The following is a 15,514-nucleotide window of genomic DNA, read 5'->3' on the forward strand; positions in this document are numbered from 1 at the left end:
AGTGCTCCAGCCAGCGCTTGTGGCTGCTCGGGGCGCATTGACCGGGCACGGCACAGCCGGAGATCTGCGACTTTGCTGCAGGCCTTGCCCGCCCACCAGCGGGCGCCGGCGCCGCGCACTCGACTCAGCAAGGCTTGACTGAAGCAGCGACCGCAGCCGACATGCTGCACAGGCGTGATGCCAAAGCTCAACGGCCCGGTTAGCGTAACGGTCCTGGACTAGGGCGCTTGGTCAACTTGCGCTGCAGCGAGCGGCGATGCATGCCGAGCAGGCGCGCGGCCGCCGACACATTGCCGCCGGTTTCGTGCAGCGCTTGCTGGATATGCTCCCACTGCAAGCGGCTGAGCGGGGTCATCATTTCCTGCGCGCTTTCTTCTTCGTCCGGCTCGGGCAGATCGTCGTCTTCTTCGCCCAGCGCCCGCATGATGGTGGGGATATTGGCCGGCTTGGGCAGATAATCATCGGCACCGAGTTTGATCGCTTCCACCGCAGTGGCGATGCTCGCGTAACCGGTGACCAGCAGGATGCGCATGTCGGCGCGGATCTCACGCAGCGGCTGGATCAGGCTCAACCCGGAATCGTGACCGAGCTTGAGATCGATCAACGCGAAATCCGGCAGTGCGCTGCGCGCAGTCGACAGCGCGCTTGCGGCATCGGTGGCGGTGAGCGTTTCCACGCCGCGGCGCGCGAGGCTGCGCTGCAGCGTCCGCAGGTACAAGGTGTCGTCGTCGACCAGCAGGCCGGTACGGATCGGGGGACTTGTCATGCGAGTGCCTCGTGTTCGGAGAGCGGCAGACGGAAACCGACGCGCGCGCCGCTGCCTTCGGCGGGCAGCATCCACAACTCGCCTTGCAGGCGTTCGACGGTGGCATGCGACAGCGCCAGCCCGACGCCCATGCCGTCGTGCTTGCCGCTGTTGAACAAGGTGCCCGGCAGCATCGCCTGAGCCGTATCGAAGCCGGGGCCGTAATCGCGGACTTCGCCGCTGAGGTGGTCGTCTTCCACCCGCAAGGTCAGGTCGATCTGCGGGCGCCCGGCGCGCTCGCCGGCATCGGCGGCGTTGTTGAGCAGCACCATCAGCAGATGGCTGACGCCGGGCTGCAGCATCAGCCGCATCGGCGCGTCTTCATTGCGGCGCAGCTCGATGGTGGGGCGTACCAGCCGCCATTGCTCCAGCACCTCCTGCACCGCCACTTCGCGGCTCAGGTGGCCGTTGTCGGCCGGCGCGGCCAACGCCAGCACGCGTTCGTGGCACTGCACCAGCAGCTCGCGCAGGGTGTCCAGGTCTTCGCGCAGTTCGTTCTGTTCGCACTGGTCGGCGATGTCGTCCACCAGCAGCGTCATGGTGGCAAGCGGTGTGTTGAGTTCGTGCGCCACCGACGCCGCATGCGTGGCCAGTGCCACGATGCCTTCGTTACGCGCGAAGCGCTCGCGCAGGGAGGAGATTTCGCGCTCGCGCTCGCGCATCGACAGGGCCAGCCGTGTGGCAAATGCCAACACCACCACGGTGGACAGCAGGAAGTTGGCCGCCATGCCCCACATGTGCAGGCTGAGCGGGTCGAAGCCGCCATAGGGCAGCGGCAGCCCGAACGCCGCGCTGATCACATAGCCGGCCACGCACGATGCCGCTACTGCCATCGCCCAGCTCAGCGGCAGCGCCAACGCCGCCAGCGCAATCAGTACCAGAAACAACGAACCGAAGGGGTTGGCGATGCCGCCGCTCCAGCCCACCATCCAGGTCAGCACCGTCACATCGACCAGGATGTGGCCGAACTCGGTCGCCGGGCTCACCGCGCCGCGATGCGCCACCCGCAGCTGCGCATACAGGTTGAACGCCGCCAGCGCAGCCACGCCGGCCCACAGCGGTTGTTGCGGCAGGTGCAAGCCCATCAGGCCGGAGGCGACCAGGATGGTGGCGGCCTGGCCGGCGGTGGCCAGCCAGCGCAGGCTGCACAGGGTCCGCAGGAAGGAGGCGTCGGAGCTGTTCATCACGGCAATGCTATGCGCTCAGGGAGATGATGGCCTGCGACAAACCGTCGCATCTGCCCGGATGGTGGCCCGCACGACGCTTCAGCTGTGAGCGGACGGCGGACAGGCTAAAATAGCGCCATGTACGACGCCGTGACTCGCCCAACCCCTCCCGCCGACGCCACCGCCTGGCCGCGCCGCATCACCCAGGCCGTCAAGATCGGCGGCGTGACCGTCGGCGGCGGGCATCCGGTGGTCGTCCAGTCGATGACCAATACCGACACTGCCGACATTGCCGGCAGCGTCAAGCAGGTGGCCGAGTTGTGGCGTGCCGGCTCGGAGATGGTGCGGCTGACCGTCAACAACGCCGAGTCCGCCGCCGCCATCCCGCGCATCGTCGACAAGTTGCGCATGATGGGAATCGAGGTGCCGCTGATCGGCGACTTCCATTACAACGGCCATCAGCTGCTTGCCGCCGAGCCGGCCTGTGCCGAAGCGTTGGCCAAGTACCGCATCAACCCGGGCAACGTCGGCTTCGGCAAGAAGAAGGATCTGCAATTCGGTCAGCTGATCGAATTCGCCATCAAGTACGACAAGCCGGTGCGCATCGGCGCCAATTGGGGCTCGCTGGACCAGTCGCTGGCCGCGCAGCTGATGGACGAAAACTCCAAGCGCGAATCGCCGTGGGACGCCGGTCGCGTGCTGCGCGAGGCGTTGATCCGTTCTGCCGTGGATTCGGCCGAGCGTGCGGTGGAGTTGGGTCTGCCGCGCGAGCGCATCATCCTGTCGGCCAAGGTGTCCGGCGTGCAGGAGCTGATCGCGGTGTATCGCGATATGGCCGCACGCTGCGACTTCGCGCTGCATCTGGGCCTGACCGAAGCGGGCATCGGCAGCAAGGGCATCGTGGCCTCGGCGGCGGCGCTGAGTGTGCTGCTGCAGGAAGGCATCGGCGATACCATCCGCATTTCGCTGACCCCGGAGCCAGGGCAGTCGCGCACGCAGGAAGTGATCGTGGCGCAGGAACTGTTGCAGACCACCGGCCAACGCGCGTTTACCCCGATGGTCACCGCATGCCCGGGCTGCGGCCGCACCACCTCCGAGTTCTTCCAGGAGCTGGCAGGCGTGGTGCAGAACCATGTGCGCGCCAAGATGCCGGAGTGGAAGATTTCCAACCCCGGCGCCGAGAACATGACCCTGGCGGTGATGGGGTGCGTGGTCAACGGCCCGGGCGAATCGCGCCACGCCAATATCGGCATCTCGTTGCCGGGGACGGGCGAAGCACCATCGGCGCCAGTATTCATCGATGGCGAAAAAAGCGTCACCTTGCGCGGCGAAAATATCGCCTATGAATTCATCGATCTGATCGATCAATACGTCGAACGCACCTATGTCCGCCGCGCCGGCTGAATCGCCGACGGGTTTCAGTGGGTGGTTGCGCAACAATGCCTGGCGCATGGCGTTGCTGTTTGCCGGCGTGCTGCTGCCGCTGGGGTTGTTCGTCGACCTGGCCGATGAAGTGCATGAACTGGAAAATTTCTATTTCGACGAACCCTTGCTGTGGAGCATGCGCAGCATCGCCACGCCCGAACTGGATACTTTTTTTGGCGTGATTTCCAAGCTGGGTTACCAGTACGGCGTGATCCCGATCGATATCGTGATCGTCTTGGTGCTGCTGGCCTTACGGCGCTGGCGCGAGGGGACCTTTGCAGCGCTGGGCTTGGGCGGTTCGGCGTTGTTGAACATGGGCGCCAAGCAGTTCTTTCAACGCGATCGGCCCAGTCTGTGGGAGTCGATCGCGCCGGAAAGCACCTTCAGTTTTCCCAGTGGTCACGCGATGGGCTCGATGACGCTGGCGGCGGTGGTCATCGTCCTGGCCTGGAACACCGGTTGGCGCTGGCCGGTGACCATCGCCGCCAGCGTGTTTGCACTGCTGGTGGGCATCTCGCGCATCTATCTGGGCGTGCATTACCCCTCCGACATCCTCGGCGGCTGGTCGGCGGCATTGGTGTGGGTGGTCGGGCTGTATCTGGTGATGTTCCGCGGCGCGCGCCGTCCGCACTGGCGCACGCCGGACGGTGCGGTGGTGGAGCAACCCGGGCGCGTGCCGTTCGCCGATTAAGCGCATCCAACAAAACTACTGCGCGGCAGGCAGACGCGGTCGGTGCTCGGGATCGGCATGTAGCACTGATACCCTCCGGCTTCTCCGCGCCGCCCGCACCCACCTGACGCCCGCTCGCGACGTTTTGTCAGCCGCTCTAAAAGCGGCTAATGACGATCTTGCTGCCATAGCCGGGCGCCAACGATGGCTCCGATGGATGCCAGCAAAATCACGTAACAGGCCGGTCCCATCGGATGCTGCTTGAGCAGCATCACCACCAGCAACGGGGTCAGGCCGCCGAACACGGCATAGCCCAGGTTGTAGGCGAACGAGACGCCGGAAAGGCGGACCACCGGCGGAAATGCTTCGACCATCACCCGGGGAATCGCACCCAGCACACCCAGCGCAGCGCCGAGCAGGGCATACAGTGGAAACAGCAATTGCGGGTCGCCGGCCAGGCGATAAAAGAGCCACGCGCTGATACCCAGAAACACGCTGCCTGCCAGCAGAACACGTCCGTTGCCCCAGCGGTCGGAGAGCGCGCCGGCCACCACCGAGCCGACCGCCTGCAGCAGCACCGCCAGAAGATTGGCCTGCAACGCGACCGGCGCCGGATAGCCATACGTGCTCTGCAGCAGCGTGGGCGTCATCAGCGACACCACCAGCACGGCGGCCGCGATCACCCAGGTCAGCCACAACGACAGTGCCAGACTGCGCGGATGATCGCGCAGCACCACCTTTAGTGGCGTCTCGCGCGCCAGTGCGCGCATGGCGACCAGCTCGGCGAACACGGGCGTTTCATGCAGCCAACGCCGCAAATACACCGACACCAGGCCAAAGATGCCGCCGGCCAAAAACGGCAGGCGCCAGGCGTACTCGGCAATTTCGGGCGGGGTGAACGCGCGGTTGAGCGCGCCGGCACTGAGCGAACCGAGCAGCACACCGGCAGCCAGCCCGGCGGTCAATGTGCCGCAGGCCAGCCCTCTGCGTCGCGCGGGCACGTGTTCGGCGACGAACACCCACGCGCTGGGCACTTCGCCACCGATGGCTGCGCCCTGCAGCAGGCGCAGTGTCAGCAACAGCAGCGGCGCGGCCACGCCGATCTGCGCATACGTCGGCAGCAGGCCGATGGCGAGCGTGGGCAACGCCATCAACCCGATGCTCAGCGCGAACATGCGCTTGCGGCCGAGCAGGTCGCCGAAGTGGGCCATCACGATGCCGCCCAACGGGCGGATCAGGTAGCCGGCTGCAAAGATGCCGAAGGTCTGCAACTGCCGCGTCCATTCCGGAACGCCTGGCGGAAAGAAGACCTCGCCCAGCACCTTCGCGAAAAAAATGAAGATGATGAAGTCGTAGAATTCCAGCGCGCCGCCCAGCGCGGACAAGCCCAGCGTTTTGTAGTCGCTGCGGGTGAGCTGCGTTGATGGGGCGTCGGTGGTCATGCAGTCGCATCCTGTCGCGAGTGGCGACGCAGTGCCATTGAAGCGTGGTAACGCGCCGAGCATCCAATGCTAGCTGCCATGCGAGGCCGTCGCTATGGCGTTTCGACGATGGAATGTCGATAGGACCTGGATGGCCTCACGCGGACACGCCCGCGTGCGTCGGTAACGCGCGTTGTTTCGGCCTTCGCCGCGCGCGTCAGTCGGACACACTTGCCAACGCCGCTGCTTCGGCGTGAAGCGCGGTGGTGTCGAACAACGGCAGCTGCGCATCGGTGCTGTCGACCAGCAGCGAAATCTCGGTACAGCCCAGTATGGTCGCTTGCGCACCGTGCTGGCCGAGGTCGGCCATGACCTGGCGGAAGTACTCGCGTGATTCGGGCTTGATCAGGCCCTGGCAGAGTTCATCGTAGATCACGCGATGCAGTTCTTCGCGTGCCTCGGCCGGCGGTACCAGCACGTCCAAGCCGCGCGCTTGCAGGCGCGCGCGATAGAACGGCTGCTCCATGGTGAAGCGCGTACCGGGCAACCCGACCCGGCTGATGCCCGCTGCGGCCAGTGCGTCGGCGGTGGCATCGTGATATGCAGCAACGGCAATGATGTGGCGGACGTGATCGCGTCGGCCACGCAATGCATGGTGTTGGTGCACAGCACGATGAAGTCGGCGCCTCCCACCTGCGGCGCACGCGCTGCTGCCGCCATCGCGTGACCAGCGCCATCCCAATCGCCAGCATGCTGCAGCCGCTCGATGTCATGGAAATTGACGCTGTACAGCAGCAGCTTCGCCGGTGCAAGCCGGTGCATACATGGCGCACGCGCTGATTGATGATGCGGTAGTAGGGCAGGGTGGATTCCCAGCTCATTCCGCCGATCAAACCGATTGTCTTGCTTGGAACCGGCATGCGAACTCCATGACAGTGCAGCGGATGGCGGATCGCGGGATGTGCGGCGCACGGCCTGCACTGCGCATGAGAACCGCAGTGTCCGTCTGCAGTACCGACAACATGCATTCCAGACCATGCTCGGGCCAGCTCGGGATCTTCGCTCACTCGCCCGGCTTGGCGCCTTCTACCGGGGCGTGCGTGGCGGCGCGGCGTGCCAGCACGGTTTCGCGATGGGCGATGTAGACGTTGGCACCGATGATGATCGCCGCGCCAATGACGGTGTGGCGTTCGATCGCCTCGCCGAACAGCCACCAACCCAGCAGCGCTACCAACGGCAGTTGCATGAAGCTGATCGGCTGCAATGCAGAGACTTCGCCCAGCTTGAGCGCGCGCGTCCAGAACAACTGCCCGGCGGTGCCGAAGATGCCGGTGGCCACCAACCACACCCAATCGATGCCCTGCGGCCAGGTCCATTGGAACAGCGCCGGAATCAGCGACATCGGCACCCAGAATACGTAGGTGTAGAACACCACCGTGTCGGAGTCGTCGCTGCGCGCAAGCTGTTTGATCTGGATCGCGACGATGGCGCTGATCACCGCAGCCAACAGCGCAATCAACAGGCCGGGCGTGAATGTTGACGAGCCTGGCCGCAAAATCACCAGCACGCCGATAAATCCCGCCGCCACCGCCAGCCAGCGACGTAGCCGCACCTGCTCATGCAGCCAGATCACCGCCAGCACGGTGACGAACAACGGGGTGGCGTAGGAGAGCGAGATGGCCTGCGACAACGGCAGATGGCCGATCGCCCAGAACCCGCACAGCATCGAGGCCAGCCCAATAAGCGTGCGTGCCAGGTACTGGGGTAATTGCCGGGTGCGCGGCAGCGGCTTGCCTGGCCGCACGATCAACGGCAGCAATGCCAATAATCCGAAGGCATTGCGGAAAAACGCGATCTCGGTCGTCGCGACAGTGCTTGATGCCATGCGGATGGTGATCGCCATCAAGCCGAAGGCGCATGTACTGGTGAGCATCCATAGCGCGGCACGCCGCGACACCTGCGCTGGCGTCACCAATGCGCCCCGATGATGCGCGGTTCCGGTTCCAGGATCACCGAATAGCGCTCGCGCACCGATTCGGCGATGCGTCGCGCAAAATCCAGCAACTGCGCGCCGGTGGCGGTGCCGTAATTCACCAGCACCAGCGCATGCTCGGGCGATACGCCGGCATCGCCTTCGCGCTTGCCTTTCCAGCCACATTGCTCGATCAGCCAGGCAGCCGACAATTTGCCTTGGCCTGCCTGTTCGCCGGGATACACCGGCATGTCGGCAAAGCTGGCGTGCAACGCGGCAATCTGCTCGCTCGGCAGCAGCGGGTTCTTGAAGAAGCTGCCTGCATTGCCGAGCACATCCGGGTCCGGCAACTTGCGCCGACGGATATTGATCACCGCTTGCGCGACATCGGCCGCGCCTGCCAGTTCTGCACCCATGCTGGCCAGCTCTTCGCGGAGACCGGCATAGTCCAGCCGCAACTCGTGCAGCAGTGGCAGATTGAATTCCACTGCCACGATCAGGTAGCGCTCGGGTTGCTGCTTGAACACGCTATCGCGATAACCGAACGCGCAGTCGGCCGCATCCAGCCGCACGAACTGCTGGCTGTGCCGATCGAAGGCTTCCACCATGTGGATGAAGTCGCCCACCTGTGCGCCGTACGCACCGATGTTCTGGATCGGGCAGGCGCCCACGGTGCCCGGAATCAAGGCGAGATTTTCCAGGCCCGACAACCCCTGCTGCAGCGCGTACAGCACCAGCGCATGCCAGTTCACGCCGGCGCCGGCGCGGACGATGGCGTGGTCGGCATGGTGCGCAATGATCGCGGTGTCGCGGTTCTCGAAACACAGCACGCAGCCCGGCGGGTCGCCAGCCAGCAAGACATTGCTGCCACTGCCCAGCACCAGCAGCGATTCTCCCGCAATCTGCGGCGCTGCCAGCGCCTGCGGCAAGGCCTCGGGCGTGTGGACGCGGAGCAACCAGCGCGCAGTGGCCTCGACATGGAAGGTGTTGAGCGCGTGCAGCGGCGCATGTTCGCTCAGCCGCCAGCCGGCCTGCGTCGTATCGCTCATAACGGCGACACCGCACCGCCGCTGGGTGCTTCGCGGCGGCGCCGGATTGCGTTGACGCATTCGCCGATGAGCGGCGGGCCGCGGTACACCAACCCGCTGTAGCACTGCACCAGGCTCGCGCCGGCCGCCATCTTGGCCACCGCATCCGCGCCGGAATTGATGCCGCCCACCCCGATCAACGGAATCGATTCGGGCAGGCGCGCGCGCAAGCGCCGCAGCACCAGCGTGGATTGCGCCAGCAGCGGCGCACCGGACAGACCCCCGGCCTCGGCAGCCAACGGGTGATTGGCGATCAGGGTGCGCGTCACCGTGGTGTTGGTGGCGATCACGCCATCCACCGCCACGTCGGCCAGCACGCGGGCGGCCGCGTCGATGTCGCGGTCGTTGAGGTCCGGCGCCACCTTCACCAGCATCGGTACGCGCTTGCCATGCTGCGCGCCAAGGGCTTCCTGTGTCTCGCGCAAATCGGAAATCAGGCGGCGCAGCGATTGTTCTTCCTGCAACTCGCGCAACCCGGCGGTATTGGGCGAGGAGATGTTGACCGTGATGTAGTCGGCCAGCGGATACACGCGTTCCATGCAGTAGCGGTAGTCGCTGGTGGCCTCTTCGTTGGGCGTGTCCTTGTTCTTGCCGATGTTGATGCCGAGCAGGCCTCCACGGCGGCGCGCGCGCTGCACGTTGGCGACCAGCGCATCCACGCCCAGATTGTTGAAACCCATGCGATTGATCACCGCCTGGTATTCGGGCAAGCGGAACATGCGTGGTTTCGGGTTGCCCTCCTGCGCGCGCGGCGTCACCGTGCCGATCTCGACAAAGCCGAAGCCCAGCGCAAGCAATGCGTCGATGTGCTCGCCATTCTTGTCCAGCCCGGCGCCGAGCCCCACCGGGTTGGGGAACATCAAGCCGAAGGCCGGCGTGGGCAACGGCACCGGTCGCTTGGCCAGCAGCGACGTGGTGCCGGTGCGGTAGGCGGTGTCGATGGAGCGCAATGCCAGCGCGTGGGCACGCTCTGCATCGAGAGAAAACAGGAAGGGGCGGGCAAGCGAATACATGCGGGTCAGTTCAATGTCCCGGCGAAAACACGGGTTTGGTATTGAAAGTCGATCAGCCCATCGTGCGCATACGCATCGAACAGCGTGCGCAGCGCGGCGAGCATCGGGGAATGCCGTGGATCGTGCGCAAGCGGGGCATACGAGGACGACAGCAGGCGGCCACGCAAGCTGTCGAAATCCAGTCGCTGCACATTCGGGAAGCGTGCCGCCGCGCGGAAGCCCTCGCCGAACCACGTTTGCATGGTGGCATCGTCCTGGTAACGCTCGGCCACAGCCGAATAGTCGGTGCCGTAATCCAGCAACAGCTGCTCATAGCCGCGCAGGAACGCGGTGCTGTCCAGCTCGCGCGAGTTCCAATACACCGCCGCCAGCCCGCCGGGCTGCAGGATGCGCGCCCATTCGGCGCGCACGGCCTGCATATCGAACCAGTGGAAGGCCTGCGCTACAGACACCATGCCCACGCTGGCATCGGCCAGCCCGGTGGCTTCGGCGGTGCCGTCGATCGCCTGGAACTTGGGGAATTCCGCCAGCCATTGCAGCGCGGCTTCGCGCATGGCGGGGTTGGGTTCCACGGCGGTCACCGCATACCCGGCTTCCAGAAACAAACGACTGGAAATGCCGGTGCCGGCGCCGATATCGGCGACCGCCGTCGCTGGCGTCACGCCCAGTTCTTCATGCAGCCAGCGCAGCAACTGCGGCGGATAACTGGGCCGGTAGCGCACGTAGGCCGCCACGCGGTCGTTGAAGCGCTGGGCGGAGGAGGGCGCGGACGTGCTCAACTGTTGGCCGCCGCAAGCCAGGCCATGCCACCGAAGAACAGCAGGAACAACGCAATTCCCACGATCCACAGCGCCACCGCCAGCCAGCCCATGATCAGGCCACCGATGGCCAGACCGTCGCCATCCAGGCCCTGCGGGTTGCGGCGGATTTCCGCCCGCGCCAGATGCCCGGTGATGATGGCGCAGATGCTGCCCAGGAACGGGATCAGCGTCCAGCCGAGAATGCCTGCGACCAGGCTGACGATCGCCATGGCACTGGTCTGTCGAACGACAACGTTCATCATGAACTCCTTGAAGGGCGGGCAGCGGAAGGCAGGCGCCGCACGATTATCCCAGAGCCGTCGGGCAAAAGGCGTGCCATTTGCGGCGAAACGCAGTTGTGGGGGCTGGTTTGGTGGATGGGGGGCGCTGAAATCGCCGCTCGTGCGGGTAGGGCGTGTCATGCCCGTTGAGTCGAGTCTTGCCGGACATGCTGGCCGTCGGCGGCGCCGAACCGGCGCTGGGTGGCCTGGCCGGCAGGAGCCCAGCGGTGCTGCATAGCACCCGCGTTGTCCCCCTGGAGGCAAACGCTACGCCGCCGATGGGATGTTGCGTGCTCTGCACAGCACAGCATCGGTGAGTGTCGACCGCAGCCGCCGATGTTTCTGCACTTGCGTTGCCACTGCGCTAATGAGAACCGGCGGATCGAGTGCGGCGCGTGTTCCGAACAGTCACCATCCTCATCTCGGCAACGCGACGCCACGCGCCGAGCCTGTGCCCGGCGCGCCTTGTAGGGTCGATCAAAGATCGAACTTGATGCCCTGGGCCAGCGGCAACGAATCGGAGTAGTTGATGGTGTTGGTCTGACGACGCATATACACCTTCCACGCATCCGAGCCGGATTCGCGACCGCCGCCGGTTTCCTTCTCGCCACCGAACGCGCCGCCGATTTCCGCACCGGAGGTGCCGATGTTGACGTTGGCGATGCCGCAATCGCTGCCCGCAGCGGACAGGAACTTTTCGGCCGCCTTGAGGTTCTGGGTGAAGATCGAGGACGACAGGCCCTGCGGCACGCCGTTCTGCAGGTCGATCGCCTCGTCCAGCGTGCGGTACTTCATCACGTACAGGATCGGCGCGAAGGTCTCGTGCTGCACCACCGCGTCGCTGTTCTGCAGCCCGGTCACGATCGCCGGCAGCACGAAGTTGCCCGGGCGGTCGATCGCGGTGCCGCCCACTTCCACCGTGCCGCCAGCGGCCTTGGCCTTGGCGATCGAGTCGAGGAACTGCGCAACCGCGCCCTGGCTGTTGAGCGGGCCCATCAAGTTGGCTGGGTCGGTCGGGTCGCCAATCTTGCTGTCGAGCTGCTTGTACGCCTTGACCAGCGTGGCCAGCACGTTGTCGTAGATGGACTCGTGCACGATCAGGCGGCGGGTGGTGGTGCAGCGCTGGCCGGCGGTGCCGACCGCGCCGAACACGATGCCGGGAATCGCCAGCTTCAGGTCGCCGGTTTCGTCCAGGATGATGGCGTTATTGCCACCCAGTTCCAGCAGGCAACGGCCCAGGCGGTGGGCGACCTTTTCGGCGACCACACGGCCGATCTGGGTGGAGCCGGTGAAGCTGATCAGCGGGACGCGGGTGTCTTCGACCAGCTTCTCCGACAACGAGGTGCCGGCATCGTTGATCAGGAAGAAGAGGTCCGGGAAGCCGGCTTCCTTCAGCGCCGCGTTGCAGATCTTCATCGTGGCGATCGCGGTCAGCGGCGTCTTGTTGGACGGCTTCCAGATGCAGATATCGCCGCAGATCGCCGCTAGGAAGGCATTCCACGCCCACACGGCCACCGGGAAATTGAACGCGCTGATGATCCCCACCAGGCCCAGCGGCTGGTACTGCTCATACATGCGGTGGCCGGGGCGCTCCGAGTGCATGGTGTAGCCGTAGAGCATGCGGCTCTGGCCGACCGCGAAATCGGCAATGTCGATCATTTCCTGCACCTCGCCATCGCCTTCAGGCTTGCTCTTGCCCATTTCCAGCGCCACCAACGAGCCTAGCGCATCCTTGTGCGCACGCAGCGCCTCGCCACACAGGCGCACAGCTTCGCCGCGACGCGGCGCCGGGGTGGTGCGCCACACTTTGAAGGCTGCCTGCGCGCGCTGGATGATCAGCTCGTAGTCTTCCGGCGTGGTGGCCTGCACATCGGCGATCACCGCATTGGTGGTCGGATTGAGCGGTTGCAGCACCCCGGCGCCGGTGGCCTGCGACCAGGTCGCCTCGCCGAGGTAGGTGCCGGAATTGGACGCGGCGAGGTCGAGCGCCTTAAGCAGGTCAGCGGACATGGGATCTCCTGGAAACGGTGGCGGTCGCGCGGCGGCAAAGCCTGCCTACGACACGGGTAGCCTCCGATTTTAGCAGGCTCCGCCGTCCACCTAGCGGCTTGGCAATCGCAACGATCGTGCGACAATGCCGCCCTTGGCCCCGTAGCTCAGCTGGATAGAGCATCCCCCTCCTAAGGGGAAGGTCGCCCGTTCGAATCGGGCCGGGGTCACCAGATTGAGGTTGCGGTTTCCAAGCGCTCTGCGAATTTGTCAACCGTCAGATGCCGTGCTCCTGATGTGCAGATCGGCAGCAACTTGCTTCATTTGGCAGCGCCTGGCTCTACAGCGTCCTTATTCAAGCGCCTCCAGCGACCGATCCTCAACGCGCGTGCCACACCTCCGCTTGGTTGCCGTGCGTATCGAGGACCCAAACGAACAGGCAGAGGTCTGACGTCACCACGCTGTCTGATACGCGGCGGCCTCAGCCTTTGGCTTGGTTAGGAGCGACTTCAGGTTGTCCACTTGGTAGTTAATGACTGGGGCTGTGGTGTCTTCGAACCTGGCTCTCGCATCGTCGTGAACCGTCCAGGCCGCTGGCGTCTCCGTACCGTTGGCGCTTGGTCCTGTATCGAACACAGCGCCGCCTCACGGTTGTACCTCTATCCCAGCTGCGCTAGGCATCACTGTTGTGGCAGACGCGTGCTGTCAAAGGTGCCCTTGCCGCATTCTGAAATAGAGTGCAGGAGTTGCTAGGACGCAGTGTCATTCGGCGTTATTTTCACGAAAAATTAACGACTTTATCGAGCGCCTCATGGTTTTGTATGCCTTTATAGGCATCTTCAATATGTAATTTTACCGGCACGATGGTGGACGTTAGGCCTACAAGTCTCAGCTTTCTAAGGCCGGGAGGGCAATGAACTTGCTGATACCTCATTTATTTTGTGATTTTAATCACAAAATAAAATGTCTCGGGTTTTTCTTACAGGGTTTCCCCTACATGGCACGTTGACCGTTTCCTAACGTTCCCGCACAGTCGCTCCGCATTCCAGCGGGCTGAAGGGGTGTGCTGCCGTTTTGGTGGCCAGGCACGCTGATGCGAGTGACGGCGCGCAGCAGCGCGACCGCCGCACAGGGGGCAGGACAGATGTGGATGCGATCAGCGCCATTGGCGCTGGCGGCTTGTCTGTGGGCAGTCGCCGGGCTAGCGGCTGCACAACAGTCGGTACCGACAACGCTGGATCGGCAGGAGCAATTGCGCCAAGCCGAGGAGATTCAGCGTCGCCAGGAGCAGGAGCGTCAGGCGCCCTTCGCCGGACCGCGCGAGGAAGCCGACCGCGTGGACGCGCGCAGCATCGTGCTACCCAAGGAAGACCTGTGTTTTTCGATCACCCTCGTGCGCCTGTCCGGTGCCGGCGATGACGCGGCGCGCTTTGCGTGGTTGTGGAAGTCCCTGCGCCGTTACGAAGGCCGCTGCATTGGGCGCGCGGGGATCGACATCATCCGGCGCCGCGCGTTGGATCAACTCGTCGCACGCGGTTTGGTCACCACCCGCATCGGCGTGCCGGAACAGGACCTGTCGCGCGGCGAACTGCGTTTCGAACTGATGCCCGGCCGCTTGCGTGAGGTACGCGTGGTGTCCGACACCGACGGCGCTCACTGGAAAACGGCATTGCCGCTGCGAACGGGCGACTTGCTGGATTTGCGTGCCATCGAACAGGCGGTGGAGCAGTTCAAACGGCTGCCATCGCAGGACGCCAAGATCGATATTGCGCCGGGCGAAGCGCCGGGCGAATCGGATCTGGTGATCACCTTGCAGCATGGGCGGCGCTGGCGCGGCGTGGCCAATGCCGACGATTCCGGTGTGGAAGCCACCGGCCGAATGCAGGGTGGAGTGGATGTTTCGCTGGATAACCCGCTGGGTCTCAACGATCTGCTCAGCCTTGGCTACAGCCATGACTTGGCCACGCGCGATGAAGAACGCGGCACACGCGGCAACATCCTGAGTTACAACCTGCCCTGGGGATGGTGGACGTTCGCGCTGTCGGCATCGGCCTATCGCTATCACCAGCGCGTGGATGGGTTTTTGCAGACCTTCCAATCCAGTGGCGAGTCCAGCAACGCGCAGTTGGATATCCAGCGCGTGCTGCGTCGCGATGGCACCAGCAAGACCTCGGCTGGTGTGGTGGTTGGCCGGCGGCGTGCACGCAGTTATCTGGATGGCGTGGAGATCGGCATCCAGCGCCGCGATACCAGCAGCGCGGAGTTCTACTTCACGCATCGGCGCTATCTGGGCGCGATGCAGCTGGACGTACGTCTCGCGCATCGGCGCGGAACGCCATGGTTCAACAGCCAATGGACCGGCTACGATCCGCAGATCGGCTTCCCGACATTTCGCTACGGCGTGACCACGCTGGACGTGAGCACGGCTCTGCCGTTCAAGCTGGGCCCGGTGCCGATGGCGTGGGAAAGCAGCCTGCGTGCCCAGACCGCCGGCGAGCTGTTGCTGGGCTCGGAGTTCGTCACCATCGGCGGGCGTTTCAGCGTGCGCGGTTTCGACGGCGAAGCGACGTTGGGTGCCGAAAAAGGCGCGTATTGGCGCAATACCTTGAGTTTCCCGGTGCAGCAGATCGGGCTGACGCCCTATCTGGGCCTGGATGCCGGCCGTATCGATGGCACCAGCGCCGCAGGGCTGCGCGGCCGCAGTTTGGTTGGCGGTGCGGTGGGCCTGCGTGGCGGTTGGTTCGGTGCCAGCGTCGATGCATTTGCTGGTTGGGCGATCCACCGCCCCGACGGATTTGGAAGTGCGCAGCCGGCCTACGGCGTGCGTGTGATCTACCAGTTTTGACACGGATCGTGCAGCCAGCCCGCTGCGCGTTTGTTGATT

General features: G+C 64.7%; 12 protein-coding genes, 1 tRNA gene, 1 other RNA gene and 1 pseudogene. 5 read left to right on the forward strand and 10 right to left on the reverse strand.

Going from position 1 to position 15,514, the window contains the following annotated elements:
* Positions 1–199: 199 nt before the first annotated feature.
* Together XBLMG947_RS17530 and XBLMG947_RS17535 are read right to left on the reverse strand one after the other, a co-directional pair.
* Positions 200–766: a response regulator transcription factor gene (locus tag XBLMG947_RS17530; protein WP_003481988.1), complete on the reverse strand. Its 567-nt coding sequence runs from the start codon at positions 764–766 to the stop codon at positions 200–202.
* Positions 763–1,989, reverse strand: a complete 1,227-nt coding sequence (locus XBLMG947_RS17535) for an ATP-binding protein (protein WP_065469886.1) — start codon at positions 1,987–1,989, stop codon at positions 763–765. Before XBLMG947_RS17535 ends, XBLMG947_RS17530 begins: the two co-directional genes overlap by 4 nt.
* 120 nt (positions 1,990–2,109) lie before the next feature.
* Here XBLMG947_RS17535 and ispG point away from each other — a divergent pair, with 120 nt between their 5' ends.
* The 3 genes from ispG to XBLMG947_RS17550 all read left to right on the forward strand — a co-directional run bounded on the left by ispG (position 2,110) and on the right by XBLMG947_RS17550 (position 4,220).
* On the forward strand, positions 2,110–3,375 hold the full coding sequence (ispG, locus tag XBLMG947_RS17540) for a flavodoxin-dependent (E)-4-hydroxy-3-methylbut-2-enyl-diphosphate synthase (protein ID WP_065469887.1): 1,266 nt from the start codon (positions 2,110–2,112) through the stop codon (positions 3,373–3,375).
* The gene (locus XBLMG947_RS17545; RefSeq protein ID WP_065469888.1) at positions 3,356–4,087 is read left to right on the forward strand and encodes a phosphatase PAP2 family protein; all 732 of its coding nucleotides are present in this window, start codon (positions 3,356–3,358) and stop codon (positions 4,085–4,087) included. The genes ispG and XBLMG947_RS17545 overlap by 20 nt, the downstream gene beginning before the upstream one ends.
* 57 nt (positions 4,088–4,144) lie before the next feature.
* Positions 4,145–4,220: non-coding RNA, sX9 sRNA (locus XBLMG947_RS17550), on the forward strand.
* Positions 4,221–4,233: 13 nt separating this feature from the next.
* Here the strand turns inward: XBLMG947_RS17550 and XBLMG947_RS17555 are convergent.
* From XBLMG947_RS17555 to amaB, 8 genes and pseudogenes are all read right to left on the reverse strand, one after another.
* On the reverse strand, positions 4,234–5,508 hold the full coding sequence (locus tag XBLMG947_RS17555; RefSeq protein WP_065469889.1) for an MFS transporter: 1,275 nt from the start codon (positions 5,506–5,508) through the stop codon (positions 4,234–4,236).
* Positions 5,509–5,704: 196 nt separating this feature from the next.
* Positions 5,705–6,407: pseudogene (locus XBLMG947_RS17560) on the reverse strand (aspartate/glutamate racemase family protein).
* A gap of 143 nt (positions 6,408–6,550) precedes the next feature.
* Positions 6,551–7,462, reverse strand: a complete 912-nt coding sequence (locus XBLMG947_RS17565) for a DMT family transporter (RefSeq protein WP_065469890.1) — start codon at positions 7,460–7,462, stop codon at positions 6,551–6,553.
* Positions 7,456–8,508 carry a UDP-N-acetylmuramate dehydrogenase gene (gene murB, locus XBLMG947_RS17570; protein ID WP_065469891.1) on the reverse strand — a complete coding sequence of 351 codons (1,053 nt, stop codon included), beginning with the start codon at positions 8,506–8,508 and terminating at the stop codon, positions 7,456–7,458. Before murB ends, XBLMG947_RS17565 begins: the two co-directional genes overlap by 7 nt.
* On the reverse strand, positions 8,505–9,560 hold the full coding sequence (locus XBLMG947_RS17575; RefSeq protein WP_065469892.1) for a quinone-dependent dihydroorotate dehydrogenase: 1,056 nt from the start codon (positions 9,558–9,560) through the stop codon (positions 8,505–8,507). The genes murB and XBLMG947_RS17575 overlap by 4 nt, the downstream gene beginning before the upstream one ends.
* Before the next feature lie 5 nt (positions 9,561–9,565).
* Positions 9,566–10,339 (reverse strand): class I SAM-dependent methyltransferase, encoded by a 774-nt coding sequence (locus XBLMG947_RS17580; RefSeq protein WP_065469893.1) that lies wholly within the window; start codon positions 10,337–10,339, stop codon positions 9,566–9,568.
* Positions 10,336–10,620, reverse strand: a complete 285-nt coding sequence (locus XBLMG947_RS17585) for a DUF4190 domain-containing protein (protein WP_065469896.1) — start codon at positions 10,618–10,620, stop codon at positions 10,336–10,338. The genes XBLMG947_RS17580 and XBLMG947_RS17585 overlap by 4 nt, the downstream gene beginning before the upstream one ends.
* Positions 10,621–11,118: 498 nt before the next feature.
* On the reverse strand, positions 11,119–12,651 hold the full coding sequence (gene amaB / locus XBLMG947_RS17590; RefSeq protein ID WP_065469894.1) for an L-piperidine-6-carboxylate dehydrogenase: 1,533 nt from the start codon (positions 12,649–12,651) through the stop codon (positions 11,119–11,121).
* Between the two features lie 135 nt (positions 12,652–12,786).
* Between amaB and XBLMG947_RS17595 the strand changes: the two genes are divergently transcribed.
* Together XBLMG947_RS17595 and XBLMG947_RS17600 are read left to right on the forward strand one after the other, a co-directional pair.
* A tRNA-Arg gene (locus XBLMG947_RS17595) sits at positions 12,787–12,863 on the forward strand.
* A 911-nt stretch (positions 12,864–13,774) separates the two neighbouring features.
* Complete coding sequence (locus XBLMG947_RS17600) at positions 13,775–15,475, forward strand: ShlB/FhaC/HecB family hemolysin secretion/activation protein (protein WP_065469897.1); 1,701 nt, start codon at positions 13,775–13,777, stop codon at positions 15,473–15,475.
* Positions 15,476–15,514: the final 39 nt, after the last annotated feature.

Source organism: Xanthomonas bromi, assembly GCF_900092025.1.
GTDB lineage: Bacteria > Pseudomonadota > Gammaproteobacteria > Xanthomonadales > Xanthomonadaceae > Xanthomonas > Xanthomonas bromi.

Excerpts from the sequence above, each read along its gene's own strand:
- XBLMG947_RS17530 (WP_003481988.1), bottom strand. The coding sequence starts at position 766 with ATGACAAGTCCCCCGATCCGTACCGGCCTGCTGGTCGACGACGACACC.
- XBLMG947_RS17535 (WP_065469886.1), bottom strand. The coding sequence starts at position 1,989 with ATGAACAGCTCCGACGCCTCCTTCCTGCGGACCCTGTGCAGCCTGCGC.
- ispG (WP_065469887.1), top strand. The coding sequence starts at position 2,110 with ATGTACGACGCCGTGACTCGCCCAACCCCTCCCGCCGACGCCACCGCC.
- XBLMG947_RS17545 (WP_065469888.1), top strand. The coding sequence starts at position 3,356 with ATGTCCGCCGCGCCGGCTGAATCGCCGACGGGTTTCAGTGGGTGGTTG.
- XBLMG947_RS17555 (WP_065469889.1), bottom strand. The coding sequence starts at position 5,508 with ATGACCACCGACGCCCCATCAACGCAGCTCACCCGCAGCGACTACAAA.
- murB (WP_065469891.1), bottom strand. The coding sequence starts at position 8,508 with ATGAGCGATACGACGCAGGCCGGCTGGCGGCTGAGCGAACATGCGCCG.
- XBLMG947_RS17575 (WP_065469892.1), bottom strand. The coding sequence starts at position 9,560 with ATGTATTCGCTTGCCCGCCCCTTCCTGTTTTCTCTCGATGCAGAGCGT.
- XBLMG947_RS17585 (WP_065469896.1), bottom strand. The coding sequence starts at position 10,620 with ATGAACGTTGTCGTTCGACAGACCAGTGCCATGGCGATCGTCAGCCTG.
- amaB (WP_065469894.1), bottom strand. The coding sequence starts at position 12,651 with ATGTCCGCTGACCTGCTTAAGGCGCTCGACCTCGCCGCGTCCAATTCC.
- XBLMG947_RS17600 (WP_065469897.1), top strand. The coding sequence starts at position 13,775 with ATGTGGATGCGATCAGCGCCATTGGCGCTGGCGGCTTGTCTGTGGGCA.